This window comes from Thermocatellispora tengchongensis (genome assembly GCF_014202315.1).
In the GTDB taxonomy this organism is placed as follows: domain Bacteria; phylum Actinomycetota; class Actinomycetes; order Streptosporangiales; family Streptosporangiaceae; genus Thermocatellispora; species Thermocatellispora tengchongensis.
In genome coordinates, this window is the sequence record NZ_JACHGN010000008.1 from 78,689 (window position 1) to 105,244 (window position 26,556).

At 74.0% G+C, this 26,556-nt stretch carries 23 protein-coding genes; 11 read left to right on the forward strand and 12 right to left on the reverse strand.

Annotated elements, in window-relative coordinates; genetic code table 11:
* Positions 1-27: 27 nt before the first annotated feature.
* Positions 28-273 carry a hypothetical protein gene (locus HNP84_RS19710; protein ID WP_185051232.1) on the reverse strand — a complete coding sequence of 82 codons (246 nt, stop codon included), beginning with the start codon at positions 271-273 and terminating at the stop codon, positions 28-30.
* A 93-nt stretch (positions 274-366) separates the two neighbouring features.
* On the opposite strand from HNP84_RS19710, the gene HNP84_RS19715 reads away from it, so the two are divergent.
* The 3 genes from HNP84_RS19715 to HNP84_RS19725 all read left to right on the forward strand — a co-directional run bounded on the left by HNP84_RS19715 (position 367) and on the right by HNP84_RS19725 (position 2,371).
* Positions 367-1,290, forward strand: a complete 924-nt coding sequence (locus HNP84_RS19715; RefSeq protein ID WP_185051233.1) for a Ppx/GppA family phosphatase — start codon at positions 367-369, stop codon at positions 1,288-1,290.
* A gap of 119 nt (positions 1,291-1,409) precedes the next feature.
* Positions 1,410-1,577 (forward strand): hypothetical protein, encoded by a 168-nt coding sequence (locus HNP84_RS19720; protein WP_185051234.1) that lies wholly within the window; start codon positions 1,410-1,412, stop codon positions 1,575-1,577.
* A 47-nt stretch (positions 1,578-1,624) separates the two neighbouring features.
* The gene (locus HNP84_RS19725) at positions 1,625-2,371 is read left to right on the forward strand and encodes a DUF72 domain-containing protein (RefSeq protein ID WP_185051235.1); all 747 of its coding nucleotides are present in this window, start codon (positions 1,625-1,627) and stop codon (positions 2,369-2,371) included.
* A gap of 601 nt (positions 2,372-2,972) precedes the next feature.
* On the opposite strand, the gene HNP84_RS19730 is transcribed toward HNP84_RS19725, so the two are convergent.
* Together HNP84_RS19730 and HNP84_RS19735 are read right to left on the reverse strand one after the other, a co-directional pair.
* Complete coding sequence (locus HNP84_RS19730) at positions 2,973-3,539, reverse strand: ATP-binding protein (protein ID WP_185051236.1); 567 nt, start codon at positions 3,537-3,539, stop codon at positions 2,973-2,975.
* Between the two features lie 37 nt (positions 3,540-3,576).
* Positions 3,577-3,825, reverse strand: a complete 249-nt coding sequence (locus tag HNP84_RS19735) for a hypothetical protein (RefSeq protein ID WP_185051562.1) — start codon at positions 3,823-3,825, stop codon at positions 3,577-3,579.
* 127 nt (positions 3,826-3,952) lie between these two features.
* Between HNP84_RS19735 and HNP84_RS19740 the strand changes: the two genes are divergently transcribed.
* From HNP84_RS19740 to HNP84_RS19750, 3 genes are all read left to right on the forward strand, one after another.
* Complete coding sequence (locus HNP84_RS19740) at positions 3,953-5,374, forward strand: rhamnulokinase (RefSeq protein WP_185051237.1); 1,422 nt, start codon at positions 3,953-3,955, stop codon at positions 5,372-5,374.
* Positions 5,375-5,463: 89 nt separating this feature from the next.
* A complete protein-coding gene (locus HNP84_RS19745; RefSeq protein ID WP_185051238.1) occupies positions 5,464-6,579 on the forward strand; it encodes a 5-methyltetrahydropteroyltriglutamate--homocysteine S-methyltransferase in 1,116 nt (371 codons plus the stop codon).
* Between the two features lie 103 nt (positions 6,580-6,682).
* On the forward strand, positions 6,683-7,318 hold the full coding sequence (locus HNP84_RS19750) for a DUF5709 domain-containing protein (RefSeq protein ID WP_185051239.1): 636 nt from the start codon (positions 6,683-6,685) through the stop codon (positions 7,316-7,318).
* 50 nt (positions 7,319-7,368) lie between these two features.
* On the opposite strand, the gene HNP84_RS19755 is transcribed toward HNP84_RS19750, so the two are convergent.
* Entirely contained in the window at positions 7,369-8,232 is an 864-nt protein-coding gene (locus HNP84_RS19755; RefSeq protein ID WP_312925254.1) for a helix-turn-helix transcriptional regulator, read from the reverse strand.
* Positions 8,233-8,316: 84 nt separating this feature from the next.
* Here HNP84_RS19755 and HNP84_RS19760 point away from each other — a divergent pair, with 84 nt between their 5' ends.
* Entirely contained in the window at positions 8,317-9,954 is a 1,638-nt protein-coding gene (locus HNP84_RS19760; protein WP_185051241.1) for an AMP-binding protein, read from the forward strand.
* Between the two features lie 63 nt (positions 9,955-10,017).
* Entirely contained in the window at positions 10,018-10,977 is a 960-nt protein-coding gene (locus tag HNP84_RS19765) for a GNAT family N-acetyltransferase (protein ID WP_185051242.1), read from the forward strand.
* Here HNP84_RS19765 and HNP84_RS19770 read toward each other — a convergent pair.
* The 7 genes from HNP84_RS19770 to HNP84_RS53185 form a co-directional block, all read right to left on the reverse strand.
* Positions 10,967-12,286 carry an AAA family ATPase gene (locus tag HNP84_RS19770; protein WP_185051243.1) on the reverse strand — a complete coding sequence of 440 codons (1,320 nt, stop codon included), beginning with the start codon at positions 12,284-12,286 and terminating at the stop codon, positions 10,967-10,969. The two genes, HNP84_RS19765 and HNP84_RS19770, sit on opposite strands and share 11 nt — an antisense overlap.
* Entirely contained in the window at positions 12,283-13,752 is a 1,470-nt protein-coding gene (locus HNP84_RS19775) for a hypothetical protein (RefSeq protein ID WP_185051244.1), read from the reverse strand. The genes HNP84_RS19770 and HNP84_RS19775 overlap by 4 nt, the downstream gene beginning before the upstream one ends.
* A gap of 13 nt (positions 13,753-13,765) precedes the next feature.
* Positions 13,766-14,896 carry a hypothetical protein gene (locus HNP84_RS19780; protein WP_221336489.1) on the reverse strand — a complete coding sequence of 377 codons (1,131 nt, stop codon included), beginning with the start codon at positions 14,894-14,896 and terminating at the stop codon, positions 13,766-13,768.
* Positions 14,893-16,038 carry a hypothetical protein gene (locus HNP84_RS19785; RefSeq protein ID WP_185051245.1) on the reverse strand — a complete coding sequence of 382 codons (1,146 nt, stop codon included), beginning with the start codon at positions 16,036-16,038 and terminating at the stop codon, positions 14,893-14,895. The genes HNP84_RS19780 and HNP84_RS19785 overlap by 4 nt, the downstream gene beginning before the upstream one ends.
* Positions 16,039-16,181: 143 nt before the next feature.
* Entirely contained in the window at positions 16,182-17,948 is a 1,767-nt protein-coding gene (locus HNP84_RS19790) for a serine/threonine-protein kinase (protein WP_185051246.1), read from the reverse strand.
* A 319-nt stretch (positions 17,949-18,267) separates the two neighbouring features.
* Entirely contained in the window at positions 18,268-19,866 is a 1,599-nt protein-coding gene (mctP, locus tag HNP84_RS19795; RefSeq protein ID WP_185051247.1) for a monocarboxylate uptake permease MctP, read from the reverse strand.
* Positions 19,863-20,096 carry a DUF3311 domain-containing protein gene (locus HNP84_RS53185; protein WP_185051248.1) on the reverse strand — a complete coding sequence of 78 codons (234 nt, stop codon included), beginning with the start codon at positions 20,094-20,096 and terminating at the stop codon, positions 19,863-19,865. The genes mctP and HNP84_RS53185 overlap by 4 nt, the downstream gene beginning before the upstream one ends.
* A 345-nt stretch (positions 20,097-20,441) precedes the next feature.
* Here HNP84_RS53185 and HNP84_RS19805 point away from each other — a divergent pair, with 345 nt between their 5' ends.
* A complete protein-coding gene (locus HNP84_RS19805) occupies positions 20,442-21,374 on the forward strand; it encodes an SDR family oxidoreductase (RefSeq protein ID WP_185051249.1) in 933 nt (310 codons plus the stop codon).
* Positions 21,375-21,405: 31 nt separating this feature from the next.
* On the opposite strand, the gene HNP84_RS19810 is transcribed toward HNP84_RS19805, so the two are convergent.
* Positions 21,406-22,443, reverse strand: a complete 1,038-nt coding sequence (locus HNP84_RS19810) for a helix-turn-helix transcriptional regulator (RefSeq protein ID WP_185051250.1) — start codon at positions 22,441-22,443, stop codon at positions 21,406-21,408.
* Positions 22,444-22,855: 412 nt separating this feature from the next.
* Between HNP84_RS19810 and HNP84_RS19815 the strand changes: the two genes are divergently transcribed.
* Together HNP84_RS19815 and HNP84_RS19820 are read left to right on the forward strand one after the other, a co-directional pair.
* Positions 22,856-25,003 (forward strand): anthranilate synthase component I, encoded by a 2,148-nt coding sequence (locus HNP84_RS19815; RefSeq protein ID WP_312925258.1) that lies wholly within the window; start codon positions 22,856-22,858, stop codon positions 25,001-25,003.
* 110 nt (positions 25,004-25,113) lie between these two features.
* Complete coding sequence (locus HNP84_RS19820) at positions 25,114-26,274, forward strand: amidohydrolase family protein (protein WP_185051252.1); 1,161 nt, start codon at positions 25,114-25,116, stop codon at positions 26,272-26,274.
* The last annotated feature ends 282 nt before the right edge of the window (positions 26,275-26,556 follow it).

Genomic DNA, 26,556 nt, shown 5'->3' on the forward strand with positions numbered 1-26,556 from the left:
GAGCGCCGGGCGCGTCTTGCTCGGCGCTCAGTCGGCGGCGGGGGCGGGGGTGCCGGAGCGCCGGGACTGGCCTCGGGCGTGGGGGCGGCGGAACGGGATGACCTCGACGAGCGTGGCGAGGTCCACGTGGCGGGCCAGCTCCTCCACGTCGCGGCAGTAGGCGACGAGGTACCTGCGCTCGCCGTACCAGCGGCACACGCGCAGCACCTCGCGGGCCCCGAGCACGATCGCCTCGACCTCGATCCCGCCGGCCCCGCGCCACGTGCTGCCCATGCCCTGAGCGTAACCGCAGGTCAAAGGTGCTTGGGCGGCCCGTGGCAGACGCGGCGCGCATGAGCCGGGCAATGCGGGTAGTAGCGTCAGATCATGCGACTCGGAGTACTTGATGTCGGTTCGAACACCGTGCGCCTTCTCGTGGTGGACGCGCACCGTGGCGCCCGGCCGCTGCCCGCCTTCTCGCACAGAGTGGAGCTCCGTCTGGCGGAGCATCTCGAAGACGGCGAGCGCCTGTCCCGGCAGGGCGCGGACCGGCTGATGGAGTTCGTGCAGGAGTCGCTCCAGCTCGCCGAGGACAAGGGCGTCGAGGAGGTGATGGCCTTCGCGACCTCGGCGGTGCGCGACGCCGCCAACGGCGAGGAGGTGCTGGACCAGATCAAGGAGACTACCGGGGTCGAGGTCCAGGTGCTCGCCGGCGAGGAGGAGGCGCGGCTCACCTTCCTCGCCGTACGCCGCTGGTTCGGCTGGTCGGCCGGGCGGCTGCTCGCCTTCGACATCGGCGGCGGCTCCCTGGAGATCGGCACCGGCATCGACGAGATGCCCGACTCCGCCGTGTCGCTCCCGCTGGGCGCCGGGCGGCTGACCCGCGACTGGTTCAGCGCCGACCCGCCGAGCCCGGAGGAGGTGCGGGCGCTGCGCCGGCACGTGCGCACCGAGATCGCCCGCACGGTCGGCGACGTGATCCGCTACGGCCAGCCCGACCGGGCGGTGGCCACGTCCAAGACCTTCAAGCAGCTCGCGCGGATCGCGGGGGCCGCGCCGTCCAGCGAGGGCCCGTACGTCCCGCGTACGCTCACCCACGCCGCCGCCACCGAGCTGGCCGACCGGCTGGCCAAGTCCACCGCGGCCGAGCGGGCCGAACTGCCCGGAGTCTCCGAGGGGCGCGCGCCGCAGCTCGCCGCGGGCGCGATCGTGGCCGACGCGGTGATGGACATCTTCGAGGTGGACGAGCTGCACGTGTGCCCGTGGGCGCTGCGCGAGGGCGTGATACTGCGCCGGCTGGACAGCATGTAGGCCGGGCGCGTGCGGAGCCGGGGGAGGGCCTGACGCCGACCCTGAGGGCGACCCTGAGTTGTCCCTGAGTTCCGGCTCCGGCCCGCCCGCCGCGGCCACCGGCTGCGTACCGTGAGGCCATGGGACGCATTCTTATGATCATCGCGGCCGTCGTGGTCGGCTTCTTCCTGCTGAGCTGGATCCTCGGCCTGCTCGGCACGCTGCTGAAGTGGGCCCTGATCATCGGGCTCGTCGTGCTCGTCGTCGGCGCGGTCACCCGTTTCACGCGCGGTCGCAGCCGCGCCTGACCCCTCCCGCGCGGTCTGCCCGCCCGTCTGACGGGTAGGGGGAGGCCGTGCGGGTGCATGTCGGGACCTCTGGCTGGCAGTACGCCCACTGGCGCGGCCGGCTGTATCCCGGCGGCCTGCCCCAGCGGCTCTGGCTGGAGCACTACACCGAGGTCTTCGGCACGGTCGAGAACAACAACGCCTTCTACCGCCTGCCGTCGCGGGAGACCTTCGAGAGCTGGCGCGAGCGCACCCCGGCGGGGTTCGTCATGGCCGTCAAGGCCAGCAGGTACCTCACCCACATCAAGCGCCTGAAGGACCCGGCCGAGCCGGTCGCCCGCCTCATGGACGCGGCGGGCGGGCTCGGCGACCGGCTGGGGCCGATCCTGCTGCAGTTGCCGCCCACCCTGCACGCCGACCCGGAGAAGCTGGACGCCTGCCTCGCCCGCTTCCCGCCCGGGGTCCGCGTCGCCGTCGAGCCGCGGCACCCGTCCTGGTGGGCGCAGGAGGTGCGCGAGGTGCTGACCGCCCGCGGGGCCGCGCTGTGCTGGGCCGACCGCGAGAGCCGCCCGCTCACCCCGCTGTGGCGTACCGCCGAGTGGGGCTACCTGCGCCTGCACGAGGGCCGGGCCCGGGCCTGGCCGGGTTACGGCGACACCGCGCTGCGGTCGTGGCTGCGCCGAATCCACGAGGGAGGCGGCTGGGAGGACGTCTACGTCTACTTCAACAACGACCAGAACGGCGCCGCCGTCCACGACGCGCTCCGGTTCAGCGAACTGTCCCGATCGTCACGCTTTCTGACAACGCATCGGTGATAAGTGTTGATTACGGTTGAGACCGGAAGAAGCGGGCAGGAGATCGCGAGGCAGGCGAGGGAAGGTCCGACAATGTGGTTGGATTTGGTGCAGGTCGCGGCGACGCTCGTGGTGGTCGTCGCGCTGTCGAGCGTGGCGGTGCTGCTCATCGCGGTCCTGGTGCTGGCCGGCATGGCGGCGCTGGCGAGCCGCACCGGCCACCGGGAACGCCCCAGCGCCCCCGCCGAACGCGCGTACGCCCGCAGGCTCGCCCTGCGCGAGTTCGTCCTGCTCGTGCCGCTCCGCCGCCGGGTCCGCCGCGGTGTCCGCCGGATGATCCACGGCCCCGCCGCCGCCCGGCCCGCCTTCGCCGAGCCGATCTCGCCCGCCGTCACCCCGCGCTCCGCCGCCGATGCGCCCGCGGCCCGCAACGGCTCCGCCGCGACGGCCGCTGAGGGCACGGCCGCGCCCGTGGCCGCCTCCGCCGGGCGAGACGGGGCACGAGACGGGGCAGAGGTGCGCGTCCCGGCGTCCGGTCCCGAGACGGCCCCCGAGATGAGCGCCTCGCGAGCAGACCGCCCCGGCGAGCGTGGCGGGCGTGGCGAGCCCGGTGGGGCCGAGGTCAGCGCCGCGCCACCTGGCGCGGGACAGGGATCGGATCGACAGGGCTCGGATCGTGAGCCGCGCGGGACTCAGGGCCATGATGGGGGTCATGAGGGGACGGAGCACCCAGGTCGCCGTCGTGCCCGAGGTGGTGGCCGGGGCGCGAGCGCAGCGCGCACGCCGGTGCGTCGTCGCAGAACCGCAAGGTCTTCGCGACGCTGACCTCGGCGCCGTGCTCGGCCGTCGTCACCCGTACGTCGTCGGCCAGTGCGCGCATGATGGCCAGGCCCCTGCCGTGCTCGGCGGTGCCCGGCGCGATGTCGATCTCCTCCGGATCGAAACCGCCGCCCTCGTCGATGATCCTGATCAGGCACTGCTCCTCGTCGACCGCGGCCCGCACCGTGTACTCGTGGCTGTGCACCGCATGGAGCACGACGTTGGAGCACGCCTCGGAGAGGATGATCCGGATGTCGTCGCGGATATGCGGGGCGACGCCCAGCGCGCCGAGGGCCGCGTCGAGGAGACGCCGGATGAAGGGGACGCTGGAGGCGTCCCTCGGCAGTCTTAGCGCGATCCTCGTCTGCATGTCGTTACCCCTGCCCAAAGCTAGGGGTACAAACCCCTCAAACCTCCGGAATCTGCCCTAGATGCCCGCGCTCTCCGGCCTCGTCGATCATCTGGTTCACGGTCTCGACCAACTCCTCCTGCTCGTAGTCGCCCTCGGGCAGCCGGTCGAAGAACTGCAGCAGGTCGGAGGGCAGCTCCGCGGCGACCATGCGCTCGTAGATCTCACCCCGGTTGACCCGCTCCTGGCCCGTGTAGAGCCCGTCGATGAGGGCCTTGAGGCGGGTGATCTCGGTGTTCTCAGTCATGTGTGCGTTGCTTCCCGCCGCGGGGCGGGGCAACCGTAGTAGAACGTTTTAATGACAGGGCGGGCTTGGGTGTCCGAACAGCGGTACGGGACTGGCGTTTGTGCCATTGATTCGTTTTAATCTGGGCATGAGCATCTACGCGGCCGTCGATCTCGGGGCCTCCAACGGACGGGTCATGACCGTGGAGCTGGCGGGCGACAAGCTGCGCCTCGACGAGGCGCACCGGTTCGCGAACCGGCCGGTTCGCGCCGGCGGCACCCTGCACTGGGACATCCTGGCCCTCTACCAGGGCGTTCTCGACGGCCTGCGCAAGGCCGGCCCGGACATCGTCTCGGCCGGGATCGACTCCTGGGCGGTGGACTACGGCCTGCTCGACGGCGCGGGCCGGCTCCTCGGCAACCCGGTGCACTACCGGGACGAGCGCACGGCGGGGATCATGGAGCGCACCATCGCCGAGCTGGGCGCCGCCACGCTCTACGAGACCAGCGGGATGCAGTTCCTGCCGTTCAACACGATCTACCAGCTTCTCGCCGAGGGCGACCGGCTCGACGCCGCCCACACGCTGCTGATGATCCCCGACCTGCTCACGTACTGGCTGACCGGCTCGATCGGGGCCGAGGCCACCAACGCCTCCACCACCGGCCTGTACGACGTGCGCGCCCGCGCCTGGGCCTGGGAGCTGATGGACCGCGTGGGCATCCCGCGCCGGATCTTCCCCGAGCTGCGCCCGCCGGGCAGCCCGGCCGGCACGCTCCGCGCCGACCTGGAGCTCGGCCCGATCCCGGTCACCTCGGTCGCCTCGCACGACACCGCCTCCGCCGTGGTCGCGGTCCCCGCGGCGAACGAGCGGTTCGCCTACATCTCCTCCGGCACCTGGTCGCTGGTCGGCGTGGAGCTGCCCGCGCCCGTGCTCACCGAGGCGGGCCGGCTGGCCAACTTCACCAACGAGGGCGGCGTGGACGGCACCACCCGCTACCTGCGCAACGTGATGGGGCTGTGGATACTCCAGGAGTGCCTGCGGGTGTGGGGCGGCCCCGACCTGGGCGAGCTGCTGGCCGCGGCCGAGCGGGCGCCGGCGTTCGGCGCGGTCATCGACCCCGACGACCCGTCCTTCCTGCCGCCCGGCGACATGCCCGCCCGCATCGCCGCCTTCTGCGCCCGCACCGGCCAGCGCCCCCCGCAGAGCCGGGCCGAGGTCGTGCGCTGCGTGCTGGAGAGCCTGGCGCTGGCCTACCGGCGCGCGGTGCGCGACGCGGCGCGGCTGAGCGGGCACGAGGTGGAGGTCATCCACGTCGTGGGCGGCGGGGCGCGCAACGAGCTGCTGTGCCGGCTCACCGCGAGCGCCTGCGAGCTGCCGGTGCTGGCCGGGCCCGTCGAGGCGGCGGCCCTGGGCAACGCGCTGGTGCAGGCCCGCGCCCGGGGCGAGGTCGGCGGCCTGGCCGAGCTGCGCGAGCTGGTGCGCCGGGCCGAGCCCATCGCCGTGTACGAGCCGGAGCCCGCCTCCGGCCGCTGGGAGGAGGCCGAAGCGCGCGCCTGGCCCGCGTCCTGAGATTCCGACGGTTGTCGGCGCGCGGGGGATGGTGTTGCATCCAACGGGAACGTGTTCTCACTCGATCGAACCGCCGGGAGATGATCAGGATGCGCACCACGCCTCCCTTCCGCGCCGACCACGTCGGCAGCCTGCTGCGCCCGCCCGCGCTGCTGCGCGCCCGCGACGACTTCGCCGCCGGACGGATCGGCGCCGACGCGCTGAAGGAGGCCGAGGACGCCGCGATCCGCGAGGTCGTGCGCGCCCAGGAGGAGGCCGGGCTGCGCTCGGCCACAGACGGGGAGTTCCGCCGCGACTCCTGGCACATGGACTTCATCTACCGGATCGGCGGCGTGTCGCAGTCGAAGGAGCGGATCAAGGTCCGGTTCGAGAACGAGAGCGAGACCCTGGAGTTCGCGCCGCCCGGCCTGCGGATCGGCGAGCGGCTGCGGCTGGATGAGACTATCTTCGGCGACCACTTCGCGTTCCTGCGCGAGCAGGTGACCACGGCCACGCCCAAGCTCACCATCCCCTCGCCGAACATGGTCCACTACCGGGGCGGGCCGGCGTCCATCGACCCCGGGGTGTACCCGGACATCGAGGAGTTCTGGAGCGACCTGAGCCGGGTGTACGCCGAGGAGGTGCGCCGCCTGGGCGAGCTGGGCTGCACGTACCTGCAGTTCGACGACACCAGCCTGGCCTACCTCAACGACCCCGCGCAGCGCGCCGAGATCGAGGCCCGCGGCGACGACGCCGAGCACCTGCACCTGCGCTACATCCAGCAGATCAACGCCGCGCTCGCCGGCCGCCCGGCGGGGATGTCGGTCACCACGCACATGTGCCGGGGCAACTTCCGCTCCTCCTGGGCCGCCTCGGGCGGCTACGACTTCGTCGCCGAGGCCCTGTTCGGCGAGCTGGCCGTGGACGGCTTCTTCCTGGAGTACGACGACGAGCGCTCGGGCGGGTTCGAGCCGCTGCGCTACGTCCCGCCGGGCAAGGCGGTCGTGCTCGGGCTGGTCACCACCAAGCGCGGCGCGCTGGAGTCGAAGGACGACCTGAAGCGGCGGATCGACGAGGCGGCCAAGTTCGTCCCCCTGGACCAGCTCTGCCTGTCGCCGCAGTGCGGCTTCTCCTCGACGGTGGAGGGCAACGCGCTGACCGCCGAGGAGCAGTTCGCCAAGCTGCGCCTGATCGTCGAGGTCGCCGAGGAGGTCTGGGGCTCCTGACCCCGCCGGGTCCGGCGCCGGCGGCCCCGCGGGCCGTTAGCCCCGAACGCCCCTGGGCAGCGGACGGTTGAGCACGACGTCCGCGACCCGGGGGAGGAAGCACATGACCGAGCAGGTGCCGCCGCGCGATCCGCACTCGCGCTTCGAGGACGAGGGCATCCCCGACCTCCAGAACGGCACGCCGCAGCAGCAGTGGGCCGTGGACCCGCAGGAGGCGTCGCTGCCCGGCGACAGCCCCGCCGCCCTCGACGACTACGGCACCACGCAGGAGGAGGAGATCGCCGGGGAGTCCCTGGACGGCCGGCTCAGCCGGGAGATCCCCGACGAGCAGCCCGCCTACGACGAGCGCGCGCCCGAGGACGCGTACGGGACCGGCGGCGAGACCGCGTACGGAACCGAGCCGGTGGACACCGAGACCGGCGAGCTGACCCGGGAGCAGGCCGCGGGCGCCACCGCGGCCAACCCCGAGGGCGGCCTGACCGAGGACAGCGGGCTCGGCGTCGGCTCCGACCTGGACACCGACTTCGAGCCGGGCCCGGACGTGGACGAGGACTGGGAGGCCCAGCCCGAGGAGCCGTCCGGCACCGTCTGGGACGAGCCCCGCCGCGCCGGCCGCCTGGTGAACCCCGCCGAGGGCGCCCACCCCGACACCGAGGCCGACGAGATCGCCCAGGAGGTCGGCCCCGACGGCGGCGGCTACACCGCCGAGGAGGCCGCGATGCGGGTGGAGCGCGAGTAGCGCCGGCCCACACTGAGCCGATCCGGGGCACAGGTAGCGCAGGTGGCGCCTCAGGGCAGCAGGCCGGTGCGGCGCGCCGCGGCCACGGTCTCGGTGCGGGTGTGGGTGCCGAGCTTGCGCATCGCGCTGCGCAGGTAGGACTTGACGGTCTCGTGCAGCAGGCCGAGGCGGCGGGCGGTCTCGGCGTTGGTGCAGCCCATGGCGACCTGCGCCAGGACGTCCAGCTCGCGCGGCGACAGGCGCGCCGCGGGGCCGGGCGCGGGGGAGGAGCCGGCGAGGCGGTCGCACACCTCCTGCAGCCGGGCGCGCAGCGCGGGGTCGGCGACGCCGCAGGCGATCGAGCGCAGCTCGGCGTGCGCGGCGCGGACGTCCTCCCAGGCACGGGCCTCCGGACGCTGCCCCGCGGCGCGGGCCGCGGCGGCGGCCTCGGCCTCGGCCAGGCGGCGCTCGACCTCAAGGCGCGCCGACAGCTCCACCCCGAGCCCGTTGGCCACGGTCAGCGCCGCGTCGAGCACCTTCGCGCCCACCGTGAGCGGCGCCCGCAGCCCGCCGTACAGGACCGCGCCCACCTCGCCGCACACCACGACCGGCACGGCCAGGATCGCGCGCAGGCCCTCGGCGGCCACCGGGCGGTCGTACTCGTGGGTGATGCCGCGCGCCGCCACGTAGTCGGCCACGGCGTCGGCCCGGCCGGTGGCCAGCACCTTGCCGCCCAGGCCGGTGCCGGAGACGATGCGCAGCCCGGTCAGCGCGTCGGTGACGGTGCCGCTGAACTCGCTCAGCCGCATCTCGCGCGGCCCGGCGCCGCCGCCGAAGGCGACCGGCACCCCGGTGACGCGGCGCAGCCTGCTCAGGGCGGCCCGCACGGCCAGGCGCTCCGCGGGCGCCCGCAACTGGTGCGTACGAGTGCTCACACCCGACCCTCCCCTCATGTCAGCATGGCACGCCACCCCCGAACGGGGGTAGCGTGCGCGCCCCGCCCCCCCGATGCTGACGCCATGAGTGCCGTTCCGCTGTCCTACGCCTCCGGAGTCTCCGACGTCCCGCTGCTGGGCGACACGATCGGGGAGAACCTCGAACGCGCCGTCACCCGTTTCGGCGACCGCGAGGCGCTGGTCGAGGTGGCCACCGGCCGCCGCTGGACCTACGCCGCGTTCGACGCCGAGGTGAACCGGGTGGCGCTCGGGCTGCTCGCCCGGGGCATCGCCAAGGGCGACCGGGTGGGCATCTGGGCGCCGAACTGCGCCGAGTGGGTCATGGTCCAGTACGCCACCGCCAAGATCGGCGCGATCCTGGTCAACGTCAACCCCGCCTACCGCGCCCACGAGCTGGCGTACGTCGTGCGGCAGTCGGGGCTGCGCCTGCTGATCAGCGCCGTCGCGCACAAGACCAGCGACTACCGCGCCATGATCGAGGAGATCGGCTTCGCCGAGACCGTCTACATCGGCGAGCCGAGCTGGGAGGAGCTGCTGCGCGGCGGCGCCGGCGTCGATCCGGCCGCGCTGCGCGAGCGCATGGTCGCGCTGGGCTGCGACGACCCGATCAACATCCAGTACACCTCGGGCACGACCGGCTTCCCCAAGGGCGCCACGCTGTCGCACCACAACATCCTCAACAACGGCTACTTCGTGGGCGAGCTGATCGGCTACACCGAGCACGACCGGGTGTGCCTGCCGGTGCCGCTCTACCACTGCTTCGGCATGGTGATGGGCAACCTCGGCGCCACCTCGCACGGGGCGTGCGTCGTGCTGCCCTCGCCCGGCTTCGATCCGGAGGCCGCGCTGCGGGCCGTGCAGCAGGAGCGCTGCACCTCCCTGTACGGCGTGCCGACCATGTTCATCGCCGAGCTGGGCCTGCCCGGCTTCGCCGAGTACGACCTGTCCAGCCTGCGCACCGGCATCATGGCCGGCTCGCCGTGCCCGGTCGAGGTGATGAAGCGGGTGGCCGGCGAGATGAACATGGCCGAGGTGGCCATCTGCTACGGCATGACCGAGACCTCGCCGGTCTCCACCATGACCAGGCGCGAGGACGACCTCGCCCGGCGCACCGAGACCGTCGGGCGGGTCATGCCGCACGTCGAGGTGAAGATCGTCCACCCCGAGACCGGCCTGACCGTGCCGCGCGGCGAGCCCGGCGAGCTGTGCACCCGCGGCTACTCGGTCATGCTCGGCTACTGGGACCAGCCCGACGCCACCGCCGGCGCCATCGACGCCGCCCGCTGGATGCACACCGGCGACCTGGCCACCATGGACGAGTCCGGCTACGTCGCCATCGTGGGCCGGATCAAGGACATGGTCATCCGGGGCGGCGAGAACATCTACCCGCGCGAGATCGAGGAGTTCCTCCACACCCACCCCGACATCCAGGACGTCCAGGTCATCGGGGTCCCCGACGCCAAGTACGGCGAGGAGCTGATGGCCTGGGTGGTGATGCGCGAGGGCGCCGAGCCGCTGACCGCCGAGGCCGTGCGCGCGTTCTGCGCCGGCCGCCTGGCCCACTACAAGATCCCCAGGTACGTCCACGTGACCGGCTCCTTCCCGATGACCGTCACCGGCAAGATCCGCAAGGTCGAGATGCGCGAGCGGGCCGTGGAACTGCTCGGCCTCCAGCGGGAGGCCGAAGGCGGCGGCGCCTGACCCCAAGGGGGACGCAAGTGCGCTCCAAACCGCGGCCAAGGCACGCGCGCGACACTGAGGAGCATGGACACGACGCGCCCCCTGCCGGGGCACACGACGCGGCGGCCCGTGGCGGGGGACGCCGAGGCGATCCACGAGCTGGTCGCGCAGTACGACACGCAGGTGATCGGCGCGGCCGACTGCACGCTCGCCGACATCGCCGACGAGCTGGCCGAGCCCGGGTTCGACCCCGGCCGTGACGGGTGGCTGGTCCACGACGCCGCCGGCGCCCTCGCCGGATGGGGCCGGGCCGTGTGCCGCGGCGGCGGCGACATCGTGGACGTCGAGGTGGTCGCCCGGCCCGGCACGTCCAAGGTCGCCGAGTGGCTGTGGGAGGCCGTGCTCGGCCGGGCCGCCGGGCTGGGCGCCGAGGCCGGCCATCCCCGGGTGCGCGTGGACGCCGGGATCTACCGGCAGGACTCCGCCAAGGCCGGGCTGGCGGCGGCGTACGGGCTGGCGCCGGCGACGAGCTTCCACCGGATGCGGATCGACCACTCCGGCCCGCCGCCCCGGCCCGCGTACCTGCCCGGTGTGACCGTCCACCAGGGGCACACCGAGGAGGTGCGCGAACAGGCCCATCGGGTGCACCAGGAGGCGTTCGCCGGGCATTTCGGGTTCGTGCCCACGGCGTACGACGCCTGGCGCGAGGAGCTGGTCTCCTCCAGCGCGCACGACTGGGACCAGCTCCTGCTGGCCAGGGTGCACGGAGAGCCGGCCGCGATGCTGCTGGGCACCGACCACTTCGTGCCCGACGGGAACTGCGGCTACGTGCGCATCCTGGCCGTGCGGCCGCGCTTCCGCAGCAGGGGCCTGGGCCGGCTGTTGCTCGGCCGCGCCTTCGCCGCCGACGCCGGCCGCGGCCGGGCCGGCACGTACCTGCACGTGGACGCGGGCAACACCACCCCCGCCCTGGACCTGTACCTGTCGGCGGGCATGCGCCCGGTGCTGGTGATCGACGTCTGGCGGAAGACCGTCACGGTGTGACGCGGTGCCGGGCGAGATGGGTGAGCACCGCCTGGTTCGCCTCCCACCCGTCGGGAAACTTCACCGGCACGCCGAGCTGCACCGGCTCGGCCGAGGGGTGCGCGTCCAGCAGCTCGGCGATCCCCGCCCGCGCGACCACCACGCACGCGTGCCGGTGCCGCGAGGCGAGCACGCACAGCCGTCCCGACTCCAGGTGGAACGCGGTGGCGTCCCTGCGCCCCGACAGCGGGTGCAGCACGATCGTCACGTCGTACTCGCGGCCCTGGAGCCGGTTGGCGGTGTCCACGGTGACCTCCGGGGGCAGCCCGGCCGCGCGGATCGCCGCCACCTGGTCGCGGTGGGCGGCGCCGATCGCGATCCTGGACGGCCCCACCGGGTGCTCGCCGCGCTCGGACACCGCCACCGGGGCCCGCTGGAGCAGCCGGGTGGCGAGCACCGCGACCGCCTCCACGGCCTCCGCGTCGGTGCGCACGGTGTGGCGCTCGGGCAGCTCGTACAGCGCCCAGCCCGTGGCCGCCGCCTCCTCCAGCGCCAGATCGTACGAGGTGCGCATGCCGCCCGCGGTGAGGTGCAGCGACCGGTCGCCGTGATCGGTGCCCGACCGGAACCCGGTGAAGGGGTAGAACGCCTCCGACACCACCGGCGCCGCCGAGGCGGGCAGCCGCCACGACACCGGCAGCCGGTGCACCGGCAGGTGGGGGTTGTGCCGCAGCAGCACCGACACCGCGCTCTGCAGCGGGTCCCAGGACAGCCCGGCCCACCGCTCGCCGTCCACCACAGAGAACGGGTCGAGCTGCCCCGGATCGCCCACGAACAGCGCCCGCTCGAAGCAGCCCGCGATGCGCAGCAGCTTGTCCGAGCGCATCTGGTACGCCTCGTCCACGATCGCCCACGGCCAGGTGCGGTCGCCCGCCCAGGCCCACTTGTCGGCGGTCGCGATCACGACCGCCGGGTCGCCCAGGTCGGCCACCTTGCCCGCCACCCTGACGTTCGGATGGGCGAACACCCGCTCGGGCGCCCGGTAGCCGGTCGCCGACAGCCGGCCGATCGTCAGCGCCGGGTGCTCCGCCGCCAGCCGCTCCACCAGGTCGTCCACCTGCTCGTTGGTCTGGGCGACGATCATCAGCGGCTCGCCGGTCGCGGCGATGTGCCCGGCCGCCCGCACCACCAGCGTGGACTTGCCCGCGCCCGGCGGGGAGTCGACCACCACCCCGCGGTGGCGGGGCAGGTCGGCCAGCACCGCCTCGACCACCGCCGCGGCCTCCGCCTGCGGCGACCGCACCGGCTCCGGTGCCGCCTGCGCCGTCATGACCACTCCTCGCCCGCGTCCTCGTCGGTCGGCACGTACTCCGGCGGCGGACCGCCGTGGGTCCACGGGGTCATCTCCGGCTCCGGGAGTGCCGCCGCCGCCTGGAAGTCGTCGGTGACGGAGGTGTAGCAGACCCGCTCGCCGACCTCCGGCACCGCGCCCGGCGCCGGGGTCTTCCCCCGACCCATCCCCTTGGTGATCTTGATGGTGACCGTGCCGCCCTCCACCTCCACCACCTCGGCCTCCTGGCCGCGGCGGTCGGGGGTGCCCAGCGTCGTGCCCGGCGCCAGGCGCACCGGGTCGGCGGTGGCCACCGTGACCAGCGGGCGCAGCTTGCGCGAGCGCCCCTCGCCCTCGGTGTGCTCCGGCTCGGTGGCGACCACGTTCCCCGCGAACGCCTCGCCGGTCAGCCGGTACTCCGCCATCACCAGCGGGTCGTCGTAGGCCCGCTGCGCGTCGAAGGACGCCCTGGCCCGTTCCATCCGGGCCAGCCGCGCCGCCGCCGACACCGCGCCGTCGCGCCTGGCCTGCGGCGGCGCGCCCTCGGCGGTACGGGTCAGGAAGTCGGTGAACGCGCCGCGGTCGTAGTCCCAGCGCTGCGCCACGCTGCCGCCCGCGGGAAGCGCCCGCAGCAGCTCCAGCGCCCGCCAGGTCAGCCGCCAGGCGGGCTCGGCCTGGGAGCGCACGGCCTGCCTGATCCGCTCCACCGCGGCGGCGGTCGGCGCCTCGGCGTACGCCTCGATGGCCGGGGCCAGCACCTCGTTGTCGAACCCCGGGTCGGTGGCCGGACCCGCCGGCGGCCACAGCAGCGGGTCCTCCGCCTCCTCCGCCGCCTGGAGCCCGGTGCGGCCCGGCGGCGGGTCGATCCAGCCCATCAGCGCGGCCAGGTTGGCGTCCTCCAGGTCGCTCTGCCCGCTGGCCCAGTGCATCGCCAGCGCGTCGGTCGCGGCCAGCGTCAGCGACGAGCCCGGGTACGAGGCCCGCTCGGCGAAGAACGTCAGCCATCGGCCCAGCACCGGCACCGACGGGTGCACCGGGAACGGCCCGTCGGGCCGCCGGAACCGGGTCGAGCGGCCGAGCAGCCCCGTGAACGCCACCCCCTGCCGGTTCGGCAGCACGAGCTGCGGCGCGTCCAGGCAGCGCTCGTAGGGGTCGGCGTTGCGCCGCTCGACCGTCTCGGTCACCTTGCCGAACCCCTCGACGTACGGCAGCACCACCTCGGCCAGCTCGGCGGCGAAGGCGAAGCGCAGGTCGCGGTCGCGCGGCTGCGGCACCACCAGCAGCCGGGGCGAGCCCGGGTCGGTGCCCACCATCGCCGCCAGGGGCGCCGCCGCCTCGCCCGCGAGCTGGAACGGCACGAACACCATCGGCCGGTCGGACACGTGGCAGTGCCGTACCGTGGTCAGCCGCTGCGCCCGCCCCTCGCGCACCGCCCGCAGCCGCGCGAGCGCGGCCAGCGCGCTCACCTGGGCATCACCCTCACCGCGCCCCTTCCAGTTCCAGGCCCTCCAGGCACTCCGCGCGCAGCTCGCCGGCATAGCGGAGCAGCCGGGCGATCTCGTCCTGGCCGTCGGCGGGCTCGCGGGCGCCCTCGGCCAGCGCCAGCGCCTCCGACACGGTGGCCACCCCGCCGAGCTGGTCGCGTACGTGCCGGCCCAGCAGGTCGGTCGAGCCGCACGCCCGCGCCTCGTCGCGGCAGAAGAAGCACAGGTCGCAGGCCGACATGCACTCCGGCGCGTACCGCGCGGCCACCGCGCCCAGCGCGTCGGCGAGCTCGGCCGCCGGCCGGGTGGGGATGCCGGAGGCGTCGCGGGCCAGGTCGAAGGTCAGCTCCTCCGGCAGCGAGGCCACCAGGTCCTCGACCCGGGCCATCCTGGCGAGCTGGCGGCGCAGCACGGCCAGCTCCCTGCGCACGTCCAGCAGCGCCGCGACCGGCTTGTTGGCGAAGTTCTCCGGGCAGACCAGCACCACCTCGTGCGAGGCCCGCATCGGGTCGTGCCCCAGCTCCCGCAGCAGCTCGCGCAGCGCCAGGACGTACACCGCCGCCTGCCGCGCCGCCGCCGCCACCTTGACCGGGTCGGCCTGGCCGTCGATCACCGGGAACGACTTGATCTCCACGACGTGGAACCGCCCGCCCAGCCGGAAGGCGATCACGTCGGGCTCCAGGTAGGACGTGTGGCCCGCGATCTCCAGCGCGAACAGCGGATGGTCGTAGAACGTCCCCGCGTCGCCGTCGTCGCGCGCCGCCCGGTCGATCAGGCGGCGGGTGTGGGAGTGCCGCAGGTGCGCGCCGACGTCGGACACGTCGTGGTAGGCGACCTCCGGGATCGGCAGGTGCAGCACCTCGCGCAGCAGCCGCAGCAGCTCGGCGCAGCCGGACTCCTTCACCTGCGCCTCGAAGGCGTCGCCCCGGGTGATCGCGAACCGCGACCGCCCGAACGGCGCCGGGAACCCGACGTGCCGGGCCGTCAGCTCCTTGTCGACCCCCGCCGCGTCGAGCACCGCGCGGCGCGCGCAGCCCGGGTTGGCGGCCAGCGCCGCTATCGCGCGGGCGTCGTGCGCCAGCGGCGGCACCGGGCCGCGCAGGGCATCGAGCCGATCCTTCATCATGCTCCCTTTCGTGCGGCGTCACTCAGCGTAGCGGCGCCGAACAGGCATTCCACGTCAGCGAGCTGCCGCGCCGCGCGCCGCGCCGCGCTCGCGCGGCCGGCGGCGTCGGCGGGCAGGTGCACCTCCAGCTCCGCCGCCGCGGCCCGGATCACGTCCGCCGGGTCGGGCGGCAGCACGTCCCCCGGCATGGCGCCGGGGATGTTCCTGGCCATGCGGGCGAGCAGGCGGACCGCCGCCGCCGAGGGCTCCTCGCCGCGCCCGGTCAGAAGCTGTATCCGCTCGGCGACGCGCCGGGCGGCCGTCAGGAAGTCCACGCGCGGGCTCAGCGGGGTCACGATCCGGCGGTCGAGCGGCCAGGTGCTCACGGCGTACAGGCCGCGGGCGGGGGACAGGCGCTCGGTGAGCGCCGCGCACAGGTAGTACGGCCGCGCGTACGGCGCCGCCCGGAACGACCGCTCCTCGTCGCGGCGCAGGCTCGTCATCCGGCCCGCCCGCAGCCCGCCCGCGAAGAACGCCTCGTGCACCGCCACGATCATCCGCCCCGCGGCCGGCGCCCCCAGCATGGCCAGCGCCTGATGCACCTGCTCCCGCACCGGCACCAGCCCCGCCCGCGAGCCGCCCTCAGCCCGCTCCGCGCCCCCGGACCGCCGCCGCCCGCCATACGCCTGCCCGCCCGCCCGCCGAGAGGAGGAGGACAGGAGGCCGCCGCTTCCGGAGGCGCTCTCGGAGCTTCCGGAGGCGCTCTCGGAGCTTCCGGAGGCGCCGGCAGAGGGGGAGGCGACGCCGGAGCGAAGGGCGCCGGCGGTTTCCCCGGGCAAGAGGGCGCCAGGCACCTGCCCGGACCCGATGGAGGCGGTGCCGAGGGCATGCGCGGGCACGGTGGCCGGGCCGCCGAGGGCTGCCCGGAACGCTGCGGAGGCGGCGTCGGGTGCGGGCCCGGAGGCGTCGAGGACGTCCCCGGGCACCGTGGCCGGGGTGTCGAGGGCTTCCTCGGACACGGTGGCGTCCCAGTCGCGTTCGGCGCGCCGGAGCTCGGCGCGCAGGGCTCGGGCGAGCGCGGCGTCGCGCACCCTCACGGCGCGGCGCACCTCGGCCCTGAGCTCGTCGATCCGCCGCTCCAGGGCGTCCAACGCGTCACTCACGCGGGCGAGCGTAACAGCACTCCTGGACACTTCCGATCATTTCCCGGGATTTCCAGCATCCTCCAGCGAGTTCCCGCGCATTTCCGTGAGTTCCCGCGCGTTCCCGGGATGTGGTGTCGCGGCCTCGGCTCGAAGGCCGCGAATCAGTGGAACAGGGAGCCCGGGGCCTCGCGGCCGAGCACGGAGCCCACGCAGCGGTAGGTGCGCACGCCCTGCTGGAACTGCTCCTCCGAGGGCGGCAGCACCGAGCTCTGCCAGCGGGAGGCGGCCACGGTCTTCGCGGCGCCCTTGCGCGAGGCGAGCATGATCCGGGCCGCGCACGTCTTCTTCACCGTGGGGTGCTTCTCCAGCTCGTCGGCGTAGAACGTGATCGAGTCACGGGGGAGCGGCGCGATGGCGTACGTCTCCCACACGTGCGACTCCTCGCACGCGATCCGCCGGATCGTGACCTTGCCGGTCAGGATCAGCATGCCGCCCCAGCACTCGGGATCCTTCACGCAGGCCGCGCCCGCGCCCGCCACCGCGGCGGCCGGGCAGCCCTCGGTGTAGGTCGCCACGCCGTCGAAGCCGCCGGTCGAAGGCGCCTCCGACCGCTCCGCGCCGGCCGCCAGAGTGCCCGCATCGGAGACCGCCGGGTCGTCGCCCTGGCCGAACAGCCCGCCCGGCAGCCGTCCCTCGAAGGCCATCATCAGTGCGCCCGCGAGCAGCAGCACCAGGAACACCGCCGTGACCGCGACGAACGCCTTCGTCGAGCCGGAGGTCTGGGGCGGCTCGGGCAGCCGCGCGCCGTCGGCCCGCCGTACGCCCGGGTAGGTCGGGGCGGCGCGCAGGCCGGGCGGCGGGGGAGGCGCGCCGGGCACCGCCTTGGGCGAGGTCTCGTACGCCGCCAGGCGCGGCCCCGCGGCCGGCGGCGGGACGGGGAACGGCGAGACCGGGGGAGGGGCGGAGGACGGCGCGGCCGGGGTCAGAGACGGCACGGCCGCGGCGGCGTCGTGGACCGGGGCGGGGCGGTCCTGCGCCGGGTGGTCCTGAGCGGGGTGGTCCTGTGCCGGATGGTCCTGCTGGTCCGGAGCCGGGTGGGGGCGTCCGGGGGCCAGGGCGGCGAGGGCGTCGCGCAGCGCCGCGGCCGACGGGGTGCGGCGGGCCGGGTCGCTGTCCATGGCGCGCCTGAGCACCTCGGTCAGCTCCGGGGGCACGCCGGGGATGTCGGGGATCGGCAGCCGGTGCAACGCCATGATCACCACGACGTTCACGACGCCCGTCTCGGGGAAGCGCGGCGGGCGGCCGAACATCAGCGCGTACAGGGTCGCGGCCAGGGAGTAGACGTCGCCCTGCGGGGTGGGCTCGCTCAACTGCAGCGCCTCGGGCGGCGCGTACGCCGGGGTGAGCGCCTCGCGGGTGACCGAGACCTGGTCGCCGGACGAGCCGCCGGTCGGCATCGTGGCCAGCCCGAAGTCGGACAGCACCACGTTGCCGTACCGGTTGATGAGGATGTTGGCCGGCTTCACGTCGCGGTGCAGCACCCCGGCGGCGTGCGCGGCGGCCAGGGCGTCGGCGATGCGCACGCCGATGTCGATCACCTCGGCGGGCGCCAGGGTGCCCTCGGCGCGCATGCGGTCGAGCAGCGACCCGCCCGGGCACAGCTCCAGCACCATGTACGGCCGCCCGTCGGGCAGCACCCCGGCGTCGTAGACGTGGGCGACGTGCGGGTGCCCCGACAGCGCGCCCGCCGAGGTCACCTCGCGCATGAACCTGCGCCGGTCGCGCTCGGACACCAGCACCCGGTTGTCCACCTTGAGCGCGACCTCGCGGCCCACGGCCAACTGGCGTGCCCGGTAGACGATGCCGAACCCGCCCTGACCGAGGACGCCGAGCACCTCGTAGCCCGGCACCTCTAACTCGCCCAACACCCACCTCCATGGTCGCGAGACCAAGGCTAGTGGGGCGGCGGGGACGGCGAGCCTGTTCGCGTGCCGCCCCGGCTCACAGGCGGCGACTGATCTCCATGCCGTCCTCCACCGGGTAGAACGCCGGTCTGGACGTCGCCGCCGAGGCCGGCCGGCTCGTCGGGCCCCGGTACTACCGGGTGCTGGTGACAGGGGAGCCGGTCGGGCCGCAGTTCACCGGCCCGCTCGTGGACGCCGTCCTGGAGCGGTGCGCTGAACGCGCGCCGGCCTCCCGGCAGGGGGAGCCGGGAGGCCGGTCGCGCGGGGGAGGGGGAGCGGCCCGTCAGGTGGAGGAGGTGCTCATGTCCAGGTCCTTGATCCTGGGGTCGCCCTCGTCGGCCAGGTAGTGGTCCGGGCGGGTGACGTCGGGACCGTCGGCCATGCCCAGGCGGCGGCAGACCACCGTGCCGATCACGGCCACGACCAGGTTGACGGCCAGCGCCAGCAGGCCGGCGTAGAGGGTGATCTTGGTGTCGAAGCCCAGCTTCTCCAGCGAGAACGCCGAGCCGCCGAAGTGGGCCTTGCCGGTGGCCGGGTTGGGGATGTTGTAGAGCATCCACATCCCGGCGCCCATGCCCGCGATCCAGCCCGCGACCAGGCCGCCGCGGTGGAACCAGCGCGTGTACAGGCCCAGCGCCACGGCCGGCAGGGTCTGCAGGATGACCACGCCGCCGATGAGCTGCAGGTCGATGGCGAACTGCAGGTCGAGGAAGAGGATGCACAGCACCGCGCCGATCTTGACGGCCAGCGAGACCAGCTTGGAGACCCGGGCCTCCTCGGCGTCGTCGGCGTTCGGCCGCAGGTACTCGCGGTAGATGTTGCGGGTGAACAGGTTCGCCGCCGCGATCGACATGATCGCCGCGGGGACGAGCGCGCCGATGCCGACGGCCGCGTACGCGATGCCGGTGAACCAGTCGGGGAACATCCGGTCGAACAGTTGCGGCACGACCGTGTTGGTGTCGGTGCCGATCGGCTTGATCCCCGCCGCGATGGCCATGTAGCCGAGCAGCGCGATCAGCCCCAGCAGCAGGCTGTAGGCCGGCAGCGCGGACATGTTCCGCTTGATCACGTCGCGGTTCTTGGAGGCCAGCACGCCGGTGATGCTGTGCGGGTACAGGAACAGCGCCAGCGCCGAGCCCAGGGCCAGCGTGACGTACTGGAACTGGTTGGTGGCGGTGAGCGTGATGCCGTCGGCGGCCGAGGGGGTGGCGGCGAACTTCTGCTCGGCCGCCCCGAAGATCCCGCTCCACCCGCCGAGCTGCGTCGGGATGTAGATGATCGCGACCAGGATCACGACGTAGATCAGCGTGTCCTTGACGAAGGCGATCAGCGCGGGCGCGCGCAGCCCCGACTGGTAGGTGTACGCCGCCAGGATGCCGAAGGCGATGACGATCGGCAGGTGCCCGGTCACGCCCATCGACTTCAGCACCGCCTCGATGCCGACGAGCTGCAGCGCGATGTACGGCATGGTGGCCACGATGCCGGTGATCGCCACCAGCAGCGCCAGCGTGGGCGAGCCGAAGCGGGCGCGTACGAAGTCGGCCGGCGTGACGAAGCCGTGCACGTGCGAGACCGACCACAGCCGGATCAGCACCAGGAACACGATCGGGTACACGATCACCGTGTAGGGAACCGCGAAGAAGCCGGTGGCGCCCGCCCCGAACAGCAGCGCGGGCACGGCCACGAAGGTGTAGGCCGTGTACAGGTCGCCGCCGACCAGGAACCAGGTCACCCACGAGCCGAAGTTGCGCCCGCCGAGCCCCCACTCGTTCAGGCTGTCCAGGCTCTCGGGGCGGCGCCAGCGCGAGGCCACGAACCCCATGCCGCTGACGACCAGGAACAGCACGGTGAAGATGACGATCTCGGTCAGGTGCTCGCTCATCGGCCGTTCCTCCGCCTGGTCATCCGGTAGACGATCGTGGTGGAGGCCACGCCGACGGCGATGAAGGCCAGTTGCAGCCAGTAGAAGCGCGGGAACCCGAACAGGGCCGGTTCCTCGGCGTTGAACAGGAAGGGGAGCAGCGGCAGGACGATCGGCAGGAGCAGCAGCCAGTTCCACGGGCTGCGGTCGCTCCTGACGGGCGGCGTCCGGTCGTCGTTCTGTGCGGTCACACGATCTCCAGGTGCGAGGTGGTGCGTGGGAGCAGGCGGAGCGGCGAAAGCGCGAACAAGCAGGGACCCTGCCGGGAGCGTAATTACCTCGCGGTGAAATGCCGTTCACCAATCGCCGAACGGATGCGTTGGCGCGGCAAGCGGTGACCGCGTCCACTCGCGCCAGGTCAACACGCCCGTCAACCCCGCTCCGCGGAAGAACCGTTCATCCGCTCGACGAGGATTTACCGCCGCTTGTCGAAAACGGTGGTAAGGGCCCTTGACAGCCGTGCCGGCGCGGGCGGCCGGGGGAAGCCGCCGGAAAAGTTGACAGAAGATGTCCTGTTTTCCGGGGAGGCTGGCCGCATGACGCAGAACACCAGCCAGAACGTGAACCTGCGCGGCACGGTCGCGCTCGTCGCCGGCGCCACCCGGGGCACCGGCAGGGGCATCGCGGTGGAGCTCGGCGCGGCGGGCGCCACCGTCTACTGCACCGGCCGCACCACCCGGGAGCACCGCTCCGAGCTGGACCGCCCCGAGACGATCGAGGAGACCGCCGAGCTGGTCACCAAGGCCGGCGGCACCGGGATCGCGATCCGCGCCGACCACCTCGTGCCCGAGGAGGTGCGGGCGGTCGTGGAGCGGATCGACCGCGAGCACGGCCGCCTGGACGTGCTCGTCAACGACGTCTGGGGCGGCGACCCGCTCGCCGAGTGGGACACGCCGGTGTGGCGGCACTCCCTGGACAAGGGGCTGCGCCTGCTCCGGCTCGCCGTGGACACCCACATCATCACCAGCCACTTCGCGCTGCCGCTGCTGATCAGGAACCCGGGCGGCCTGGTGGTCGAGGTGACTGACGGCACCTTGGAGTACAACGCCGGCCACTACCGGCTGAACCTGTACTACGACCTGGCCAAGTCGGCGGTGCTGCGCCTGGCGTACGCGCAGGCGGAGGAGCTGCGCCCGCACGGGTGCACCGCCGTCGCGCTCACGCCCGGCTGGCTGCGCTCGGAGATGATGCTGGACATCTACGGCGTCACCGAGGCGAACTGGCGCGACGCCCTGGACAAGGAGCCGCATTTCGCGATCTCCGAGACGCCCGCGTTCACCGGCAGGGCCGTGGCCGCACTGGCCGCCGACCCCGCCCGCGCCCGCTGGTCCGGCCGGTCGCTGTCCAGCGGGCAGCTCGCCAAGGAGTACGGCTTCACCGACGTGGACGGCAGCAGGCCCGACGCCTGGCGCTACATCGTGGAGGTGCAGGACGCCGGCAAGCCGGCCGACACCACCGGCTACCGCTGACCGTCCCTCTCATCGGCCCCTGCGCGGCCCGCTACCCGCCTCCCTGACCGGCCCGCTGCCCGGCTTCCTGCCCGGCTTCCTGCCCGGCTTCCTGACCGGCCTCCTGCCCGGCCGGGGCCGCGTACAGGGCGGCCAGGCGGGCCGCGTCGGCGGCGTGGCGGGCGCGCAGCTCGGGCGGGCCGAGCACCTCCGCCTCCGCGCCGAAGCGCAGCACCTGGCTGTGGGCCACCTCCAGCGACTCCACCGGCAGCGTCACGGTCACCCGGCCGAGCGCGTCGGGCTCGCCCGCCGAGGCCAGCGTCTCCTCCAGCGCGGCCCGGTCGGCGATGTGCGGCAGCGCCCGCATCCCCTGGGCGCTGAGCCGCAGCGTCACCCGGGTGCGCAGCAGCGAGCGGGCGAACCGCTCGGCGTGCTCGGCCCAGAAGGCGGCCAGGTCGAACCCCGCCACCCGCTCGAACCGCTCCCCGTCCGTGCGGACCCCGGCGAACCGGTCCACCCGGTAGACCAGGAACCGGTCGCGGCGGCGGGCCACGAGGTACCACACCCCCGCCTTGAGCACCAGCCCGTACGGCTCGACCGTGCGCTCCTCGTCGCGGTAGCGCGCGGTGACCACCAGGTCGCCCCACACCGCCCGCGACAGGGCGGCCAGCTCGGGCGGGGTCTGGCCGTTCTGGAACCAGCCGGGCGCGTCGAGGTGGAAGCGCTGCGCGGCCGTCTCGGGGGCGTCGCGCACGCCCTCGGGCAGGGCCGCGGCCGCCTTCAGCCGGGCCGCCGCCGCCACCTCGGCCAGCCCCATCTCACGCAGCGCGCCCGGCACCCCGGACAGGAACAGCGCCTCGGCCTCCGCCCGCCCCAGGCCGGTCAGCCGGGTGCGGTATCCGTCGAGCAGCCGGTAGCCGCCGGCCCGGCCCCGGTCGGCGTACACCGGGACCCCGGCCTCGGCCAGCGCCAGCACGTCGCGGTGCACCGTGCGCTCGGAGACCTCCAGCTCCCGCGCCAGCTCGGCCGCGGTCATGCCGCCCCGCGTCTGGAGCAGCAGCACCAGTGAGATCAGCCGCGCCGCCCGCATGCCTACGACCCTACGCGCGCGGGCAACGGAACCGGACGCGGCAGGCGCACGGGTGCGCAAGGGGCCCGGGGACCGGTCGCCTCACCACAGTGCCCGCGGTCCCCGGGCCCGGCTCGTGCTTACCATGAATTCGCCGCCGGCGCCGCCGCGGATGACGCCCGGAGCGCTTGGACCGCTTGAATCCGGGGCGAACGCGGCGCACCCGGTTGGGCGGATTGCGTTGCACGGGTCCTGAGCCCCGGCTACGCTGGTCGGCATGCGAAATCAGCCGACCCTCCAGTGGTGGCGTCGCTTCTAGGCGGCGCTCGATTTCGCATACGCGAGAAGGCGAATGAGCCGCCCCGAGAGGCGGCTTTCTGCATGTCCGCCCCCGGGGCATCACCTGACAGACGGTATTAAGGGGCGAGACAGCGTGGAGATCAGCGGATATACCACCTCCGGCGGCGTCGGCGTCGAGGTGTCCACCTTCGACGTGCCGGAGTCGGTGCTCGACGACGTCGTGACCGCGCTGGGGGAGCGGCGGGGCGGCGTGCTCTCCTCCGGCATGGAGTATCCCGGCCGTTACAGCCGCTGGCACCTCGCCTACGTGGACCCGTGCCTGGAGATCGTGGCCAGGGGCCGCAGGATCTCCGCCCGCGCGCTCAACGAGCGCGGGCGCGTGGTGCTGCCCGCCGTGGCCACCTGCCTGCTGGCGGCCGGCAAGCCGGTGCCGGGCGGCGAGCCCTCCGCCGACTTCGTCGAGGTGTACGTCGCGGAGTCCGAGGACATCCTGCCCGAGGAGATGCGCAGCCGCCGGCCCACCGTGTTCACCGCGATCCGCGAGGTCATCGCGGCCTTCAAGGGCGAGGACGGCCACCTCGGCCTGTACGGCGCCTTCGGCTACGACCTGGCCTTCCAGTTCGAGCCGATCCGCCAGGTGCTGGAGCGCCCCGCCGACCAGCGCGACCTGGTGCTCCACCTGCCCGACCGGATCATGGTCATCGACCGCAAGCGCGAGACCAGCAAGGAGTACCGCTACGAGTTCACCGTGGACGGCGTCTCCACCCGCGGCATGGAGCGCACCGGTGAGGTGATCCCGCTCGTGCCCGCCCCGGCCGAGCTGCCCGCCGACCCGCCCAAGGGCGAGTACGCCGAGGTCGTGGCCGCCGCCAAGGAGAAGTTCGTCCGCGGCGACCTGTTCGAGGTCGTCCCCGGCCAGGTGTTCCACGCCGCCTGCGGCGACCCCGCCGGGTTCTACCGGGCGCTGCGCAAGAGCAACCCCGCGCCGTACGAGTTCCTGTTCAACCTCGGCGACGGCGAGCACCTGGTCGGCGCCTCGCCCGAGATGTACGTACGGGTCAACGGCGACCGCGTCGAGACCTGCCCGATCTCGGGCACCATCGCCCGGGGCAGCAACCCGGTCGAGGACGCCGAGGCCATCCGCACCCTCCTGTCCAGCGTCAAGGAGGAGTCGGAGCTGACCATGTGCACCGACGTGGACCGCAACGACAAGTCGCGGATCTGCGTCCCCGGCAGCGTCCAGGTCATCGGCCGCCGCCAGATCGAGATGTACTCCCGGCTCATCCACACCGTGGACCACATCGAGGGCCGGCTGCGCCCCGGCTTCGACGCCCTCGACGCCTTCCTCACCCACATGTGGGCGGTCACCGTGACCGGCGCGCCCAAGACGTGGGCGATGCAGTTCATCGAGGACCACGAGGCCACCACCCGCCGCTGGTATGGCGGCGCGGTCGGCGTGCTCGGCTTCGACGGCTCGATGAACACCGGGCTCACCCTGCGCACCGCGCAGATCCGCCACGGCGTCGCGGCCGTGCGCGCCGGCGCCACGCTGCTGTTCGACTCCGACCCCGCCGCCGAGGAGCGCGAGACCGAGCTGAAGGCCAGCGCGCTGCTCGGCGCCCTGGCCGCGGTGGGCCGCTCGTCCGCGGCCTCGGCGGAGGAGGCCCGCGTCCCGGCGCGCGAGCTCCCCGGCGAGGGCATGCGGGTGCTGCTGGTGGACCACGAGGACTCCTTCGTCAACACCCTGGCCGACTACTTCCGCCAGCAGGGCGCCGAGGTCACCACGCTGCGGCACGGCTTCCCGCAGGCCATGCTGGACGAGCTGGGCCCCGACCTGGTCGTGCTCTCGCCCGGCCCCGGCTGGCCGTCCGACTTCGGCTGCTCGGCCCTGGTCGAGGCCCTGTACGAGCGCGGCCTGCCGGTCTTCGGCGTGTGCCTGGGCCTGCAGGCGATGGTCGAGCACGCGGGCGGCGAGCTGGAGCTGCTGCCGTACCCCGAGCACGGCAAGCGCGGCCGGGTGCGCCGCTCCGGCGACAGCGCCCTGCTCGACGGGCTGCCGGAGGAGTTCGTGGCCGCGCGCTACCACTCGCTGCACGCCAAGCGGCACAGCGTACGCGGGTTCACCGCCACCGCCGAGACCCCCGACGGCGCGGTGATGGCGATCGAGGACCCGGTCAACCGGCGCTTCGCGGTGCAGTTCCACCCCGAGTCGATCCTCACCGCCGAGGGCGGCGCGGGCGCCAGGATCATCGCCAACGTGCTGCGGCTGGCCCGCCGCTGACCGCCGTCCCCGCCCGCCGCGATCCGCCCCGCGAAGGGGAGGTGCGTGAGCGGGCGGGGACGTAGAGTGATCACGACAGACCGGGACGCCGGAGAGCGGGGGTGGGGCGCATGCGGGCCGAGGACCTGATACCGTCGCGGCTGCCCGAGGTGACTCGGCAGGCGGTGCTCGCGCCGCTCATCGACCATCACTGCCACGGCGTGCTGCGCGACGAGCTCGACCGCGCCCGCTTCGAGCTGGCCATGACCGAGTCGCACGCGCCGTCGCCGCCGGGCACCACCCACTTCGACACCCCGCTCGGCGTGGCGATCCGCCGCTGGTGCGCGCCGCTGCTCGACCTGGAGCCGCACGCCCCGCCCGGCGTCTACCTGGCCCGCCGCTCCGAGCTGGGCGCCGAGGAGGTCAACCGGCGGCTCCTGGCCGCCGCCGGGGTGGGCGCGTTCCTGGTCGACACCGGGCTCGACGAGCCCGGCCTGCTCACCCCGGCCGAGATGGGCCGCCTCGGCGGCGCGGCGGCCGACGAGATCGTGCGGCTGGAACGCGTCGAGCGCGAGGTCGCCGCCGACGGCCCCTCCGCCGTCGACTACATGGACCGCCTGGGCGAGGAGCTGGCCAAGTGCGCCGCCCGCGCCGCCGGGTTCAAGTCGATCGTCGCCTACCGGCACGGGCTCGGCTTCGACCCCTCGCGGCCCAGCAGGGGCTCGGTGATCGCCGCCGCCAACCGCCGCCTCGCCGAGCCGCGCGAACGCCTCACCGACCCGGTGCTGCTGCGCCACCTGATCTGGACCGCCGTCGACGCGGCGCGCGAGCGCGGCCTGCCGCTGCAGTTCCACACCGGCTTCGGCGACCCCGACCTCGACCTGCACGCCAGCGACCCGTCACTGCTGACCGGCTTCGTCCGCCTGATGCAGCCGCTGGGCCTGCCGGTGGTGCTGCTGCACTGCTACCCCTACCACCGCCAGGCCGCGTACATGGCCGCGGTGTACCCGCACGTGTACGTGGACGTGGGCCTCGCGCTCACCCACGCCGCCGCCGGGTCGCCCGCGATCCTCGCCGAGCTGCTGGAGCTCGTGCCCTTCCACAAGCAGCTCTACAGCTCCGACTGCTACGGCGTGGCCGAGACCTGCTTCCTCGGCGCGCTGTACTTCCGCCGCGGCCTGGCCAGGGCCCTCGCGGCGCGCGTGGACGAGGGCGAGTGGAGCAGCATCGACGCCGCCCGCGCCGCCCACATGACCGGCTCCGGCAACGCCCGCCGCGTCTACCGCCTGTGACGGCCACCCCTCCGGCACCACCGCGTCCTCCGGCCCGCGCCACCGCCCTCCGCGCCCGCCCCGGGCCGCCCACATGACCGGCTCCGGCAGCGCCCGCCGCGTCTACCGCCTGTGACGGCCACCCCTCCGGCACCACGGCGTTCTCCGCTCCGGCCCGCGCCACCGTCCCCCGCGCCTGGCCCGGCCCCCCGCGCCTGGCCCGGCCCCCCGCGCCTGGCCCGGCCCCCCGCGCCTGGCCCGGCCCCCCGCGCCTGGCCCGGCCCCCCGCGCCTGGCCCGGCCC

Excerpts from the sequence above, each read along its gene's own strand:
- HNP84_RS19710 (WP_185051232.1), bottom strand. The coding sequence starts at position 273 with ATGGGCAGCACGTGGCGCGGGGCCGGCGGGATCGAGGTCGAGGCGATC.
- HNP84_RS19715 (WP_185051233.1), top strand. The coding sequence starts at position 367 with ATGCGACTCGGAGTACTTGATGTCGGTTCGAACACCGTGCGCCTTCTC.
- HNP84_RS19720 (WP_185051234.1), top strand. The coding sequence starts at position 1,410 with ATGGGACGCATTCTTATGATCATCGCGGCCGTCGTGGTCGGCTTCTTC.
- HNP84_RS19730 (WP_185051236.1), bottom strand. The coding sequence starts at position 3,539 with ATGCAGACGAGGATCGCGCTAAGACTGCCGAGGGACGCCTCCAGCGTC.
- HNP84_RS19735 (WP_185051562.1), bottom strand. The coding sequence starts at position 3,825 with ATGACTGAGAACACCGAGATCACCCGCCTCAAGGCCCTCATCGACGGG.
- HNP84_RS19740 (WP_185051237.1), top strand. The coding sequence starts at position 3,953 with ATGAGCATCTACGCGGCCGTCGATCTCGGGGCCTCCAACGGACGGGTC.
- HNP84_RS19745 (WP_185051238.1), top strand. The coding sequence starts at position 5,464 with ATGCGCACCACGCCTCCCTTCCGCGCCGACCACGTCGGCAGCCTGCTG.
- HNP84_RS19750 (WP_185051239.1), top strand. The coding sequence starts at position 6,683 with ATGACCGAGCAGGTGCCGCCGCGCGATCCGCACTCGCGCTTCGAGGAC.
- HNP84_RS19760 (WP_185051241.1), top strand. The coding sequence starts at position 8,317 with ATGAGTGCCGTTCCGCTGTCCTACGCCTCCGGAGTCTCCGACGTCCCG.
- HNP84_RS19765 (WP_185051242.1), top strand. The coding sequence starts at position 10,018 with ATGGACACGACGCGCCCCCTGCCGGGGCACACGACGCGGCGGCCCGTG.
- HNP84_RS19770 (WP_185051243.1), bottom strand. The coding sequence starts at position 12,286 with ATGACGGCGCAGGCGGCACCGGAGCCGGTGCGGTCGCCGCAGGCGGAG.
- HNP84_RS19780 (WP_221336489.1), bottom strand. The coding sequence starts at position 14,896 with ATGATGAAGGATCGGCTCGATGCCCTGCGCGGCCCGGTGCCGCCGCTG.
- mctP (WP_185051247.1), bottom strand. The coding sequence starts at position 19,866 with ATGAGCGAGCACCTGACCGAGATCGTCATCTTCACCGTGCTGTTCCTG.
- HNP84_RS19805 (WP_185051249.1), top strand. The coding sequence starts at position 20,442 with ATGACGCAGAACACCAGCCAGAACGTGAACCTGCGCGGCACGGTCGCG.
- HNP84_RS19810 (WP_185051250.1), bottom strand. The coding sequence starts at position 22,443 with ATGCGGGCGGCGCGGCTGATCTCACTGGTGCTGCTGCTCCAGACGCGG.
- HNP84_RS19820 (WP_185051252.1), top strand. The coding sequence starts at position 25,114 with ATGCGGGCCGAGGACCTGATACCGTCGCGGCTGCCCGAGGTGACTCGG.